This window comes from Bradyrhizobium sp. JR4.1, from assembly GCF_040548605.1.
In the GTDB taxonomy this organism is placed as follows: domain Bacteria; phylum Pseudomonadota; class Alphaproteobacteria; order Rhizobiales; family Xanthobacteraceae; genus Bradyrhizobium; species Bradyrhizobium canariense.
Window position 1 is genome coordinate 405359 of record NZ_JBEPRY010000003.1, and the last position, 14306, is coordinate 419664.

Genomic DNA, 14306 nt, shown 5'->3' on the forward strand with positions numbered 1-14306 from the left:
GCAAAACACCGGCACGCATGCCATCATGGCGTCGTTCGCGGTCCAGACTCAGAGCGCTAGGCTCCGGTGATATCGTCTTCGACGGCCTGCATCGTCGCAATTCCAAGCGTTTGCGACGGACGCTCCCCGAACATTGCCAGGTAATATTGCGAAAACCGGCCGAGCTCGTAAAAGCCCTGTTGCATGGCGACGGCTGTCACGGTGGTCGAGCCAGGTGCGCTCTGGTGCAGGATCGAATGAACAGCGCAGAGACGCTTGTGCCTGAGGAAGGTGACCGGGCCGAGACCGAATACCTCCTGAAAGGCGCGGTGGAGGGTGCGCCGCGATACGCCGAGCGCCGCGCAAATTTCCGACACGTGCACCGGACGGGTGCCCGCGTCGTCGAGAAACTCCTCGACCTTGCGAATCAGCCGTCGCGCGGAAGGCAGCCAGCCGTTGCCATCGGGTGGCAGCGACGACGCGACGTTGGCAGCCATGCATTCGGCGATCGATCGTTTCCAGAAATCGGCCGTTGATGGCGTCAGCCCATATTTGTTGTCGCGTAGGTGCGACATGATCCGGACCAGGCGGCGCGAGGCGATCGCGCCGGTCTCGATGTGCGCGCGGAAATGACCGCGGCTGCGCCAAGTGTCGGGGTCGCTCAGCCGTGCTTCTCCGCCGAACAGCGTCGCGACCTCGTTGAGGTCGAACCGCATGGCGGCGTAGGCGGAGCCGCCGTGAAAAACACCGTCATGTTCGAGCCGCGGCGGAATGACGAGCACATCGTTGAGCTGCATGTCGAACGACCAGTGGGCGACGCGCTCTTCGGCCGCGAGCAGCATCCCGATGATCAGTCTGTCGTCGCTGGAAACCCGCTGCGTGCGCATGCCGACGTTGAAAGCACCAATGCTGAGCGAGAAGTCGCCGATTCCGACATGGGATAAAGTTCCGCGCAACCGACCGCGGCCGAGTTGCATCACATCGACATGCGAGCCGTGGACGGCCTGCTGAAGACCTTCGAAACCATCCAGCTTGCGCGAATCAACCAGAAGGAATTGCCCCATGGCTGTACCGTGTTACTGAAGCGCGACAATTCTGCGGCACGCGATAGCAAAGTACCACTACAACGCGAGGTGGGTACGACAAGCTGACTTCGCGTTTTCAGGCAAGTCATCGCCGAATTTGTCGCAAGATTTGCTCTCAAATGCCTCTGCACTGAAGGATCTGAGCCATGGGGCACTAGGTCTCACTGCCCGGGCAGACTGGCACAAATTGCACATCACAGCCGTCCAATCTTCGAGTATCATTTGCAACCTTAGCGATATTAAGCGGAAGCGTTCTGCGGGTGGCAGAGCGCACGCGGCATGGATTTGCCGCGTGTTCGAAGACGTGCGTGCAAAGGAAAGAGATGTGGACGCAATGCAGCGTCCTCCTCTGCCCGGAGCGCCAAAAAAGTGGGGGACCAGACAATGCGTCCAATGGGCCGGGCAAGGAGCCATCGTCGAAGTCTGCCAGAGGTAGCGCAGTAGCATCGGGTGGAATGCGGGTATCGGAGCTTCCACCATGTTGCGAGCGGATCTGGATCACTGCGAGTGGTTGCCGGATGATTTGAAGACCGGCGAGATGGTCTTCATTCCCGGCGGAACCTTTCGCATGGGGTCCGACCATCATTATCCGGAGGAAGCGCCGAGCCATCGCGTCGCTGTCGACGGCTTCTGGATGGACCGCACGCCGGTGACCAACCGACAGTTCAAGCAGTTCGTCAACGCAACCGGCCATGTCACCGAGGCGCAGATCGTTCCCGATCCGAACGATTATCCAGGCGCGCTGGCAGAGATGCTGTACGCGGGATCGCTGGTGTTCTCACCGCTGCCGCGCATCACCGATCTGACCGATTGGAGCCAGTGGTGGACATTCTTGCGCGGCGCCAACTGGCGTCATCCCTATGGTCCCGGCAGCAACATCAAGGACCTCGACGACCATCCCGTCGTTCACGTCTCCTTTAGCGATGCGGCAGCGTATGCCCACTGGGCCGGCAAGGACTTGCCGACGGAGGCGGAGTGGGAGTTCGCCGCGCGTGGCGGCCTCGAGGCGGAGGAATACGCCTGGGGCGATGCGCTGGTGCCGGGCGGCAAGCACATGGCCAATATCTGGCAGGGCAACTTCCCCGTCCAGAATCTCGGCGAGGATGGGTACGAGCGTACCTCGCCGGTCATGGCCTTCCCGCCGAACGGCTACGGTCTCTACGACATGATCGGCAACGTCTGGGAGTGGACCTCCGACTGGTGGTCGTCGAAGCACGCCGCCGACGCTGCAAAGCCCTGCTGCATCCCCAAAAATCCCCGCGGCGGCGGTGAGCACACAAGCTACGACCCTCGCCTCCCCGACATCCAGATTCCGCGCAAGGTCCTCAAGGGCGGCTCGCATCTTTGCGCGCCGAACTATTGCCGCCGATATCGCCCGGCTGCGCGGCACGCCGAGCCGGTCGATACCTCGACCGGCCATGTCGGGTTCCGCTGCGTGGTGCGAATGCCGTCTGTAACCGAACGCCAACGAGACGGACGTGCTGCAATCTAGCGAGCGCCGCTGGCGGATGCCGGCGTCAGCGGTGCGCTCCGTGCGTCGGACTATTTCGATACGCAACTTTATCTATCGGCGATTGGACAGACGTCTTCAGCATTTTTGGACAAGGCAGGCCGGTTACAGGCAAGAGCCTGCCCCATTTCCCCGGTAAGAGTCGCCTCATCGCTTTCGCGACGCGGGCGCCGTCGATCCTGAAAGGCTCGCGCTCGCAACGTGCCGAGGAGATAGGCCATGAAGATCGTCGTGATCGGCGGGACCGGATTGATCGGATCCAAGCTCGTAACGAAGCTCAAGCAACAAGGCCACGACGCTGTTGCGGCTTCGCCGAAGTCAGGCGTGAACGCCGTGACCGGGGAAGGCCTCGCAGCCGTGCTGGCGGGTGCGGATGTCGTGGTTGACGTTGCCAACGCGCCGTCCTGGGAGCCTGCCGCCGTGCTCGAATTCTTCGAGCGTTCGAGCAAAAACCTCGCTGCGACCGAGGCGGCTGCGGCCGTGAAGCATCATGTGGCGCTCTCGATCGTCGGGACCGAGCGCTCGCCCGACATCGCCTATTTTCGTGCCAAGCTGGCGCAGGAGACCATCGTCAAGGCATCTCCGGTCCCCTACTCGATCGTCCGCGCCACCCAGTTCTTCGAATTCCTCAGCGCCATCGGTGACATGGGTGCGGCCGAGGGCCGGATCGTCGTTCCATCGGCATTGTTTCAGCCGATCGCAGCCGAGGACGTCGCCGATCGCCTTGCGGAGGTCGCGATGGGCCAGCCGCTCAACGGCACGATCGATATCGCAGGACCTGAGAAGGCGCCCTTCAACGAATTCATCGCACGGCGCCTGAAGGCGTCCGGCGACGCTCGACCCGTGGTGGGAGACCCAAAGGCGCCGTACTACGGCGCTCCCATCGACGACACATCGCTGAACCCTCTCGGCGAGGCGCGGCTCGGCAAAACGTCGCTCGCAACATGGCTCGCGAGACTTTGAGGAGATTCCCATGCGCAGATTGCTGATCGCAACCGCTGTTTATGCCGCATCATTCCTGACGACCCATGCCGCCGAGACGGCGCCACCCACGGCCAAGGTGACGGTCGTGTTCGACCAGGCGCTGCCCAATGTTCCGGGCAAGAGCATGAAAGGCGTGCTGGTCGAGTATGGTCCCGGAGGGTCCTCACCGGCCCACATCCACGCGCCCTCGGCTTTCATCTACGCCACTGTCCTGGAAGGCGCGATCCGCAATCAGGTCAATGACGGCCCCGCCAAGGTCTTTCACAAGGGCGAGAACTTCTCTGAAAAGCCCGGCGACCGTCATGCCGTCAGCGCCAATGCCAGCGACACCGAACCCGCAAAATTGCTGGCTGTCTTCGTGGTGGATACGGCCGACAAGGAGCTGACGATGCCGATCCCGAAATAGCGCACAATCGGCGAGCGGCGTTGCCACCTCGAGGCGTTCGTTCATCCGGGGCTGCCCACGAATGCCACCGGCGTGCCTTTCGAGACACGGCCGGCGACGCGCTCGGCATCCCAATTGGTCAGACGCACGCAGCCGTGAGATTCCGCCTTGGAAATCTTCTCCGGCGAAGGCGTGCCGTGAATGCCGTAGCCCTCGGCAGACAGGTTGATCCAGACCGTGCCGACCGGATTGTTCGGGCCGGGCTTGATGGTGAAGGGCTTGCGGGAATGGACGCCCTTGAAACGATAAGCGGGATTGTAGCGATAGTACGGATTTCGGCTGACTTCCGTGACCTTGAGCGTGCCTGAAGGCGACGGCTTCTCTTCGCTGCCGACCGTCGCGGGATAAAATCCGATCAGCGCATTCGATTTGTCGAACAGTTTTACAGTCTGCCTGACCTTGTCGACCTCGATCCTGTCGGCCTTGGTGGAGATGCCCTCGCCTGCGCCTGATGTGTCCACCACGACGATGGTGTCGCCGGCGCGATCGAAATGGCGCCCGGAGTTGAGCGCGGCCAGAAGCTGCTCGCTCATGTGAAATTTCTCGGCCAGGGCCTCGCGCGCACTGGTGAAGCCTAGCTTTGTAAGCTCCATCATGTCCTCCATCTTCGACGGCAGCTTTTTCAGGAAAGGACCCGCCACGTCCTGCTCGGTGATGGCATAGGTCATCGTCACCGGCCGGTCGTCCGCCCGTAACGCGGTCCAGACATCGTCCGTCACGGTGTCCGAAACCGGCAGCTGCCGCGCTTCGGCATAGGCCCGCAACGCCTTTTTGGCGTTCTCGCCGAACCTGCCGTCGATCTCGCCGGGCGAGAAGTGCGCGCGGTCCAGCAGGACCTGCAACCGGACACCCGCCGCGGTCGGCTTATCGTTCGACAGGGTTTTCTTCGACGGCTCAGCGACCTTGATGGCAGCGGCGTCGATCTCCGCGGCGAACGCCGGCGGCGCAGCCAGAGCGAAGACCAGAAAGATGCAAATCTGCCCCGCTTTTCCGAGCGACATCGCCGGGTCCTTTCACGTTTCCGACGGTTCAGTGATCAACTCCCGAGCCGCGGCGGCAGCCAGTTTGCGGTACTGGTCTTCGTACTGCCTCGCCATTCGGCTCGCGGAAAAGCGCTCCTCGAAGCGGGCGCGCACCTTCCTTCGATCCAGCTTGCCCAATTCGCCGACTGCCCTGACGGCCTGCTCCTCGTTCTCGACGATGAAGCCTGTCAATCCGTGCTCGACGACTTCGGGGACAGAGCCGGAGCGATAGGCGATCACCGGGGTTCCGCATGCCATGGCTTCGATCATGACCAGCCCAAACGGCTCCGGCCAGTCGATCGGAAACAACAGCGCAGCGGCTTCGGCAAGGAAGGGCTGTTTCTTCGCGTCATCGACTTCACCAACAAGCTGGATGTTCTTACCGTCGATGTTGGGCTCGATGTGCTTCCTGAAGTAGGCTGTCTCGGCGCGGGGGACCTTCGCGGCGATGCGGAGGGGCATCTGGACCGCACGTGCGATGCGAATGGCGTCTTCCGGACCTTTGTCTGCGGTGAGACGCCCGAGAAACGCCAAATAGGACCCCTGTTCGTAGGACGGACGAAACAGGTTGGACGGCAGCCCGTGCTGGATGGTTCCGATCCATTTCGCATCGGGAAGCGGCAGGCGCTGATGATCGGAAATCGACACAAAGCATGCTTCAGGGAATTGCCTGGCTACGTCGGGTAGCCCAGGCAAGTCGAGGCGACCGTGCATGGTCGTGAGGAACGGCACGCCGAGACGGCTGAGCAACGGCAACGACAGCCAGTCGACATGCGCGTGGATCACGTCGAACTCCTTCGCACGCCTTGCAATCGCCTCCATCAGCATGGCGCTCGCGGCCGTCGGGTCCGCCCCCTTCCGCCCGAGACGCAGCGCGCGTGGCCAAACCGGATGAAGCGCACCATTCGTCCTGGAATCGCCGCTCGCAAACAGCGTGACCTCGTGGCCGAGCTCGACCAGCCCATCCACCAGCCAGGCCACTACCCGCTCGGTGCCGCCGTAAAGTTTCGGAGGGACGCTTTCGGCGAGGGGAGCAATCTGAGCGATGCGCATGAGAGGCTACCCGTTAAACCGCCGCACGCACGACCAGAATGATCGCGGCGGACAGAAGGTTCGAAATCGCGAGCAGCGTCCAATTCGGCCTGGCACTTGCGGCCGCGACCCGGCAGACGAGCCCTTCCATGAGCCTCAACATTCGTCGTCAGGAAGCCGATCGAGGAAGGCAATCCCGAATTGCGTGAGTTCTTCGGCATCGCTCCCGCGCGCTTTCCATCTCCCTTGCAGATGACGCTCAAGCAGGCAGCGACGACTATCCGCGGCATCGACGTGGCGATGCCGGGCGCGGTAAACGGACCAAGCAATATCCACCGCCGTTCGTAGCGGGTCGTCGTCGACCATGTTCCAACTCCGAGATTGGAGACGTTCATGCGACGGCAACTCGTTACGAGGACGGAAGTTTCCACTTCTTCCCGGAAAGTCCGAAACTGCGCGGCCACCGCAGACACAAGCAGGCGCCCACCTCCCCGTCGGAGAAATCAGGCGACGCGACGCACGGCCATCTCCGCGGCGAGCAACACCGCGGCACGACTGGCACCGACTGATGCAATGCCTTGGCCGGCGATGTCGTAGGCAGTGCCGTGCGCCGGCGTGCAGATCGGAAATGGAAAGCCGCCGAGCAACGTCACGCCGCGATCAAAGCCCATCAGCTTCATCGCGATCTGGCCCTGGTCGTGATACATCGTCAGCACTGCATCGAAGGCGCCGCTTTTGGCGCGCAGGAACACGGTGTCGGCCGGGAACGGCCCTTCGGCGGCAATGCCCTCGCGCTGGCCGGCCGCGACCACGGGTGCGATGACATCGATCTCCTCGCGGCCGAAATTACCGCCGTCGCCGGCATGCGGATTGAGACCGGCGACCGCGATGCGCGGCCGGGCGAAGCCGGCATTGCGCATGCAGGCATCAGTCAGCTTGAGCGCGCGATGGATACGTTCGCCGGACAGTCGCGCGGCGACGTCCTTGAGCGGGATGTGGGACGTCACGCGGGCGTTCCAGAGCCGGTCCAGCACATTGAACTCGCTTGCGGGAGTTTTGAGTCCGACCACTTCGGCGGAGAACGCGATCTCATCGTCATACTCGGCGCGGGCCAGCCGCATCGCCTGCTTGTTGAACGGCGTAAAGCAGGCGGCATCGACCCGGCCGTCGCGGCCGAGTTCGAGCGCGTGCTTGTAGTTGGCAAGCGCGAACTTGCCGCCGGCGAGGCTCGCGATCCCCTGCTGGACCTCGCCGGGATCGAGGTGGCCGAGATCGACGAACAGCGTCTCGCCCACCGCCTCGCGCAGATCGGCCCCCTGCTCCACCATGGTCAGCTCCGGCTTGACGCCGGCAACGCGCGCGCCATCGTCGAAGATGCGGCGGTCGCCGATCACGACGATCCGGCAGCGGGCGCGGATGTCGTCCTGCACCACGAGCTTTGCTGTCAATTCCGGGCTGATGCCAGCGGGATCTCCCATTGCTAGCGCAATGAGCGGCTTTGCGGTCATATGATCACCTTCTCTCGAGCGGTCTCTCGAGCTGTGTTCTGGACTGTCGTCTCGTGGATCGACGGCGCAGGCTTGCGCAGCAAGCGCGCAAGCTGCAGCACGAGCGGAAGCAGCAACAGCACGATGCCCGCCACGATCAGGCATGTCACCAGCTTGTTGGCGAAGAATATCCCGAGCGATCCCTTGGACATCAGCATCGACTGCCGGAACGCGTCCTCAGCCTTGTCGCCGATGACGATCGCGAGCACGAGTGGCGCCAGCGGATAGAACAGCTTCTTGAAGAGATAGCCGACGATTCCGAAGCCGAGCATCATGACGACATCGAGATAGGAGTTCGACACCGAATAGGCGCCGACAACGCAGATGATCACGATCAGCGGCGCGATGATCACGAAGGGAATCCGCATCAGCGCCGCAAAGACCGGCACGGTCAGCAGCACCAGCACAACGGCGACGATGTTGCCGACATACATCGACGCAATCAGGCCCCAGACAAAGTCCTTTTGGTCGACGAACAGCATCGGCCCGGGATTGAGGCCCCAGATCATGAGCCCGCCCATCATGACGGCCGCGGTGGCCGAGCCGGGAATGCCGAGCGAGAGCATGGGCAAAAGCGCGCTGGTGCCGGCGGCATGATCGGCCGTCTCCGGCGAGATGATGCCTTCGACCTCCCCCGTGCCGAAATATCGGCCGCGGCGCGAGAAGCGTCGGGCGATGCCGTAGCTCATGAACGACGCCGCAGTCGGACCGCCCGGCGTGATCCCCATCCAGCATCCGATGGCCGCGCTCCGCAGCAGCGCAACGCTATGGCGCGGCAGGCGGACGACGGCACGAAACACCTCGCGCCACTCTATCTTCGACGAGACTGCGCGGGCATGAAACTCTTCTTCGACGGCGACGAGCAGCTCGCCGATGCCGAACAGGCCCATCACCGCGACGACGAAGTTCACGCCTTTGACGAGCTCGTCGACACCCATGGTGAGGCGCACGCTGCCGGAGACCGTGTCGATGCCGATGGCGGCGATCGCAAAGCCGATCGCCAGCGCGACGACGGTCTTGATCGGGGCCGCCCCGCCCATGCCGACGAAGCTGGCGAAGGCCAGGAAATAGACTGCAAAATATTCCGCGGGCCCGAAGGCGAGTGCGACCTGTGCCACCCATGATGCGAGGAAGGTGATGAGGATGACGCCGATCAGCGCGCCGAACGCCGCCGAGCCAAAGGCGGTGGCGAGCGCCGTCGTCGGCCGTCCGTCGCGCGCCATCGGGTAGCCGTCGAAGGTGGTGGCGACAGACGACGGCTCGCCCGGGATGTTGAACAGGATCGAGGTCACGGACCCCCCGAATAACGCGCCCCAATACATGCTGGAGAGCAGGATGATGGCAGAGACCGGCTGCATGCCGAAGGTCAGCGGCAGCAGCAGCGACACCCCGTTCGGAGCACCCAGCCCAGGCAGCACGCCGACGAGAATGCCGAGCAGCACGCCGATCACCATCAGCGCCAGATGCGGCAGCGTGATCGCGATGCCAAAGCCGTGAAGGAGTTCCCCGAGATTGTCCATCGGCCTCTCCGTCAGAAGCCGAATGCCGCGGCGAGCGCGCCATGCGGCAAGCTCACCTGGAACATGCGCTCGAACACGACGTAGAGCGCAAGCGCTGTCGCCGCCGCCATGCCAAGCGCGCGCGGCACGGATTGTTGTCTGGGGATCGCCAGCACCGCGAAGATGTACAGCGCCGAGGCGACGTACATCCCGGCCAACGGGATCGCAGCCACGAAAATCGCGGCCGGCACGAACAGGCCGGCAAGCCGGCGTAGCTCGATCGATGTGATGGCAATTGGGACGTTCGCCAGTGACGCAACCGGCATCAAACCGCGCACCAGATTGTAGAGACTTCCGAGCACGATGATGATCCCGGTCAGGAACGGAAACGTCCCGGCGTCCACGCCCGCGCTTGACCAGCCGATGCCGTTGCCGAGACTGGAAACGACGACGGCCACACCAAAGCTGCCGGTGAGAACGGCGGTCGCAAGTTCGAGGGCGCGGCGCGAGATCATGGGCCGCTCCAGCGAAGCGCCAGATGTTTGCTCAGTCCTCGTCCTGAGGAGCGCGCTTTGGCGCGCGTCTCGAAGGACGGCTCCGGACGACATCCCATCCCCGGCCATCCTTCGAGACGCCCGCCTGCGGCGGGCTCCTCAGGATGAGGACGGTGGTTGAACTCGGCTGCGCGATCGAACGCCATCGGCCGCCTCACTTGACCAACCAGCCCTGCTCGCCCGCGACCTGCTTGACGTGCTCGAGGTCCTCCTTGATGAACTTGTCGAGTTCGGCGCCGGTCAGGAACGTGTCGACCTGGGAGGTTTTCTCGATGTAGTCCTTCCAGTCCGGCGTCGCCTGCACCTTCTTCATGAGGTCGACATAGAACGCGGCCTGGTCCGGGGTGACCTTGCCGGGGAGCCACACCGTCCGCGGCTGCTCATATTGCTTGATGTCGAGACCCTGCTCGACGCAGGTCGGAACGTCGCCCCAGCCTTCGGTCGCGGTGACCTTGGCGCCCTGCGGCAGCCGCTTCGGGCTGAAAACGCAAAGCGGTCGTTGCGTTCCACCGCGCCATTGCCCGAGACTTTCGCTGGGATTGTTGACGTGGGAGTCGAGGTGTCCGCCGGCGAGCTGCACGGCAGTCTCTGCGCCGCTCTTGAAGGGGATGTAGGTCAGCTTGATGTGGCCGGCTTTCTCGATCATGCGGGTCAGCACCTCGTCGGTATCCTTCGACTGCGCGCCACCCATCTTGAATTCGCCCGAGGCGGCCGCCTTCAGATAGTCGCCCGCCGTCTTGTAGGGCGCGTCCTGCTTGACCCAGAGCAGGAACTCGTCCTGCGCCATCGCCGCGATCGCTGTGAGATCGGTGTAGTTGAAGGCGACCTTGGAGACGAGCGGCTGCTGCCAGGCATTCGACGTGCCGAAGATCACCTTGTAGGGATCGCCGGCGGACGCCTTGCCGTAGACATAGCCTTCCGCGCCGCTGCCGCCCCCCTTGTTGACGACAACGATCGGCTGCTCCACCAGCTTGTGCTTGGTGATGATGTTCTGCACCGCGCGCGCGAGATTGTCGGTGCCGCCGCCGGGCCCGGCGGTCGCCACGAACTCGATCGGCTTTTGCGGCTGCCAGGCGCTGAGCGCCGGCATCGTGCCGGCGAGCACAATTGCGGCGGAGAGCAGAAGTGTTGACGTCCGACCCATGATGTCCTCCAGCTGATTTTTGTCTCTTGTTGTTTTCGACATCCGATCAGGCGACGCGTTCCTCGCGTCTTCCTGATGCCAGGACGATTGCGCCTTCTTTTTCGAGCGCTTCGATCTGCTTCTGGTCGAACCCGTGCTCGACCAGCACCTCGCTTGTATGCTCACCGTAGACCGGCGCGCCCGTGCGCACTTTGCCTGGGGTCTGCGAAAACTTGACCGGCAAGCCGATCGTCTTCACGGGACCGAGCGTGGAATGCTCGACCTCGACGACCATCTCGCGCGCCAGCGTCTGCGGATCGCTGAGTGCCTCCAGCATGTCGTGGACGGGTCCGCAGGGCACGCCCTTCTCGTCCAGCGCCGCCAGCCAGTGCGCGCGCGTGCGGGTGCGGAAGCGCTCGCTCAGGACAGCTTCGAGCTCCTTCAGATTGGCCATGCGGTCGGCGCCATTGATGAAACGCGGATCGGCCGCGAGCTCGCTCGCGCCGAGCGCTTCCAGCATCAACAGCCAGTGCTTCTTGTTGGCGCCGCCGACCACGAGCCAGCCATCCGCGGCCTCGAAGGCCTGGTACGGCGCGTTGAGCGGATGGGCCGAACCCATCGCACGCGGTGCGGTGCCCGCTGCGAGCGCGATGGTCGATTGCCAGTAGGTCTGCACCAGCGCGGCCTCATAGAGCGAGGTTTCGACCCACTGCCCTTCGCCGGTCTTGAGACGGTGCGTGTAGGCCGCGAGGATGCCCATGCTCGCCAGCAGGCCGGCGGTGATGTCGGACAGCGGCGGGCCGCATTTCACGGGCGGACCATCGGGACGTTCGCCGGTAAAGCTCATGATGCCGCTCATCGCCTGGGCGACCAGATCGAAGCCGCGGCGGTGCTTGTAGGGTCCGGTGCGGCCGAAGCCCGACAGCGAGCAATAGATCAGCGTTGGATGCTGCTTGTGCAGGTCGTCGTAGCCGAAGCCGAGGCGCTCCATGGCGCCCGGCGCAAAATTCTCGACCAGCACGTCGGCGCCCGCGATCAGCCGCCGCAACACCTGCTTGCCGCCATCGGTCTTCAGATCCAGCACGATGCCACGCTTGTTGCGGTTCATCATCAGGAAGGAGGCCGCCTCGTCGCCAATCTTCGGCGGCACCGAATGGCGGGTGTCGTCACCGTTCGGCGATTTCTCGATCTTGATCACGTCGGCGCCCATGTCGGCCAGCATCAAAGTGCAGGTCGGCCCCGCCATGACATGGGTGAGATCGATGACCTTGAGGCCGGCAAGCGGCCCCGAACGGCCGGAGGTTGATTGCGAGCGATCGCTTTGCATCGGGGCGTCCTATTGGCCGCGCCATTGCGGCGCGCGCTTGGTGAGGAAAGCATCGAGCCCTTCGCGAAAATCCTGGCTCGTGTAGCACATCAGGATGAGGTCCTCGCCCTCGTCCGGCGTCAGCCGCCTTTGCAGACGCGCCACGGCCTGTTTGGTCGCATTCAGCGTCAGCGGCGCGTGGCTGGCAAGCAATCGGGCAACCTCGTCGGCGCGCCTGTCGAGCGCGGTAAGATCCTCGACGACCTCGCCGAGCAGCCCGACACTGGCCGCCTCCGTCGCGTCGACGAGGCGCGCGGTGAAGATGAGATCCTTGACGCGGGCAGCGCCGATCAGCGCGGTGAGACGACTGACATTGGACATCGACAGGCAATTGCCGAGCGTGCGGGCAATGGGAAAGCCGATTTTCGCGCTTTGGGTGCCAATACGGAGGTCGCAGGCCGCGGCAATGCCCGCGCCGCCGCCGGTGCAGAACCCGTTGATCGCCGCGATCGTCGGCACGCGGCACTGCTCGAGCGTGGTCAGCACCCGATCGATGCGGTTCTCGTAGTCGATCGCGTCCTGCGGCGACTTGAAATCGCGGAACTGATTGATGTCGGTGCCGGCGGCAAACGCCTTGTCGCCGGCCCCGCGCAGCACCAGCACCTTGACCGCGTGATCGTCGTTGATCTCCTCGCAGATCGCGGCGAGCCGCTCGTACATCGCGAAGGTGAAGGCATTGCGCGCCTGCGGGCGGTTGAAGGTGATCCGCCCGATACCGTCCTGGCGCTCGAAACCGAGGTCTTCCGCCACCACCTGCTGGTCCATTTCCTCATGTCCTTCTGCTTTTCTACATTTTTGAATGCAAAATGATCGATGTACAAGCTGGAACTTGCATTAATTCGCATATAGCCTCATTTTTGCATTCAAATGGACTTCAGACCCATGCTCCATGAGGAAGTCGTCGGCCGCATCCGTGCCATCCTGCTCGACGGCGAAATCCCGCCGGGCGCGCGGATTCCCGAGCGCGAGCTGTGTGAGCGGCTTCAGATATCGCGCACGCCGCTACGCGAGGCGCTCAAGGTGCTCGCCGCCGAAGGGCTCGTGCAGCTTTTGCCGCATCGCGGTTCGCGCGCCGCAAAACTGACCGACAAGGACATACGCGACCTCTTCGAGGTCTGCCAGGGTCTCGAAGCGCTCGCCGGCGAACTCGCCTGCGAACGCATCACCGATCCCGAGATCGACGCGATCGCCGCCGCGCATGCGGAGATGGTGCATCATCATCGCGAGGGCGACCTGATCCGGTACTATCGCGGCAACCGCGCCATTCACGAAGCCATCGTCGCTGCGGCCGGAAACCCGGTGCTTGCAGGGCTGTATGCGTCGGTGACCGCGCGCATCCGGCGCGCGCGTTATGTCACGCCGATGACGCCCGAGCGCTGGGCGGTCGCCGTGAAGGAGCACGATGCCATCCTGAACGCACTGCAGAGGCGCGACGGCGTCGGCCTCGCCCATATCCTGCGCGCGCATCTACGCCACAAGCGCGAAGAGGTTTTGCAGGCGGGCTTTGCTGAAACGGAAGGGAGCGAACTCACGCCGAGAATTGCGTGAGACGGCGTTCGCCACTTCGGCTTCTATCCGTCGCACCATTTCCCTGCCATAACCGCCTCGCACATCGATCACGACCATCAGGCCAAGCCGCAATGACCAAGCCCCTGCTTTCCGATCCCGGCGCTCGCGCGACCTCCGACAGCACCGGAAATACGCCGCAAGGCGGCTTTGCCGATCTCGTTCCCGAACTCGGCGTCACCAGCATTCAAGACAGCCTGTCGTTCTGGCGAGGCCTGCTCGGCTTCGAAATCGCTTATGACCGCCCCGATGCGCGATTTGCCTATCTCGTCCGGGGGCGTCTGCAAGTGATGCTCTGCGAGTTGAACGGACGCTGGGAAACGGCAGAAATGCAGCGCCCGTTCGGACGCGGCGTCAATTTTCAGATGGCCGTCGATCACATCGATCCGATGCTGAGGGCTCTCGACGATGACAACTGGCCGCTCTACGAGCAGCCGAATGAAGCCTGGTACCGGGTCGGTGCTATCGAGTACGGACAACGGGAATTTCTCGTTCAAGATCCGGATGGTTACCTCGTGCGCTTCGTCGAACGCCTGGGCATGCGCACGCCTTCCTGACACAAAAAGATTCATGCGTCCCGCCGTATCGCGGCCA

The 14306-nt window shown here is 63.5% G+C and carries 15 protein-coding genes; 5 read left to right on the top strand and 10 right to left on the bottom strand.

Annotated features, from left to right (window positions below; all coding sequences use genetic code 11):
• Window positions 1-56: 56 nt before the first annotated feature.
• A complete protein-coding gene (locus tag ABIB90_RS10515; RefSeq protein ID WP_354167759.1) occupies window positions 57-1043 on the bottom strand; it encodes a helix-turn-helix domain-containing protein in 987 nt (328 codons plus the stop codon).
• A gap of 499 nt (window positions 1044-1542) precedes the next feature.
• Between ABIB90_RS10515 and ABIB90_RS10520 the strand changes: the two genes are divergently transcribed.
• From ABIB90_RS10520 to ABIB90_RS10530, 3 genes are all read left to right on the top strand, one after another.
• Entirely contained in the window at window positions 1543-2556 is a 1014-nt protein-coding gene (locus ABIB90_RS10520; RefSeq protein ID WP_354167756.1) for a formylglycine-generating enzyme family protein, read from the top strand.
• Between the two features lie 237 nt (window positions 2557-2793).
• Window positions 2794-3537 (top strand): SDR family oxidoreductase, encoded by a 744-nt coding sequence (locus ABIB90_RS10525; protein WP_354167753.1) that lies wholly within the window; start codon window positions 2794-2796, stop codon window positions 3535-3537.
• 10 nt (window positions 3538-3547) lie between these two features.
• Window positions 3548-3964 (top strand): cupin domain-containing protein, encoded by a 417-nt coding sequence (locus ABIB90_RS10530; protein WP_354167750.1) that lies wholly within the window; start codon window positions 3548-3550, stop codon window positions 3962-3964.
• 41 nt (window positions 3965-4005) lie between these two features.
• Here ABIB90_RS10530 and ABIB90_RS10535 read toward each other — a convergent pair whose 3' ends face one another.
• From ABIB90_RS10535 to ABIB90_RS10575, 9 genes are all read right to left on the bottom strand, one after another.
• The gene (locus ABIB90_RS10535; protein WP_219680279.1) at window positions 4006-5004 is read right to left on the bottom strand and encodes a L,D-transpeptidase family protein; all 999 of its coding nucleotides are present in this window, start codon (window positions 5002-5004) and stop codon (window positions 4006-4008) included.
• A 12-nt stretch (window positions 5005-5016) separates the two neighbouring features.
• Window positions 5017-6078, bottom strand: a complete 1062-nt coding sequence (locus ABIB90_RS10540; RefSeq protein ID WP_354167746.1) for a glycosyltransferase family 4 protein — start codon at window positions 6076-6078, stop codon at window positions 5017-5019.
• 135 nt (window positions 6079-6213) lie between these two features.
• Window positions 6214-6423, bottom strand: a complete 210-nt coding sequence (locus ABIB90_RS10545; protein WP_007591507.1) for a hypothetical protein — start codon at window positions 6421-6423, stop codon at window positions 6214-6216.
• Window positions 6424-6560: 137 nt separating this feature from the next.
• The gene (locus ABIB90_RS10550) at window positions 6561-7565 is read right to left on the bottom strand and encodes a 4-hydroxythreonine-4-phosphate dehydrogenase PdxA (protein WP_354167742.1); all 1005 of its coding nucleotides are present in this window, start codon (window positions 7563-7565) and stop codon (window positions 6561-6563) included.
• The gene (locus ABIB90_RS10555; protein ID WP_354167739.1) at window positions 7562-9124 is read right to left on the bottom strand and encodes a tripartite tricarboxylate transporter permease; all 1563 of its coding nucleotides are present in this window, start codon (window positions 9122-9124) and stop codon (window positions 7562-7564) included. The genes ABIB90_RS10550 and ABIB90_RS10555 overlap by 4 nt, the downstream gene beginning before the upstream one ends.
• Before the next feature lie 11 nt (window positions 9125-9135).
• Complete coding sequence (locus ABIB90_RS10560) at window positions 9136-9618, bottom strand: tripartite tricarboxylate transporter TctB family protein (RefSeq protein WP_354167736.1); 483 nt, start codon at window positions 9616-9618, stop codon at window positions 9136-9138.
• A 193-nt stretch (window positions 9619-9811) separates the two neighbouring features.
• Window positions 9812-10801 carry a Bug family tripartite tricarboxylate transporter substrate binding protein gene (locus ABIB90_RS10565; protein ID WP_354167733.1) on the bottom strand — a complete coding sequence of 330 codons (990 nt, stop codon included), beginning with the start codon at window positions 10799-10801 and terminating at the stop codon, window positions 9812-9814.
• 46 nt (window positions 10802-10847) lie between these two features.
• The gene (locus ABIB90_RS10570; RefSeq protein WP_354167730.1) at window positions 10848-12107 is read right to left on the bottom strand and encodes a CaiB/BaiF CoA transferase family protein; all 1260 of its coding nucleotides are present in this window, start codon (window positions 12105-12107) and stop codon (window positions 10848-10850) included.
• A gap of 9 nt (window positions 12108-12116) precedes the next feature.
• Window positions 12117-12911, bottom strand: a complete 795-nt coding sequence (locus ABIB90_RS10575) for an enoyl-CoA hydratase/isomerase family protein (protein ID WP_354167727.1) — start codon at window positions 12909-12911, stop codon at window positions 12117-12119.
• Between the two features lie 117 nt (window positions 12912-13028).
• Between ABIB90_RS10575 and ABIB90_RS10580 the strand changes: the two genes are divergently transcribed.
• Together ABIB90_RS10580 and ABIB90_RS10585 are read left to right on the top strand one after the other, a co-directional pair.
• A complete protein-coding gene (locus ABIB90_RS10580) occupies window positions 13029-13694 on the top strand; it encodes a GntR family transcriptional regulator (RefSeq protein ID WP_354167724.1) in 666 nt (221 codons plus the stop codon).
• 92 nt (window positions 13695-13786) lie between these two features.
• Window positions 13787-14269, top strand: a complete 483-nt coding sequence (locus ABIB90_RS10585) for a bleomycin resistance protein (RefSeq protein WP_354167721.1) — start codon at window positions 13787-13789, stop codon at window positions 14267-14269.
• Window positions 14270-14306: the final 37 nt, after the last annotated feature.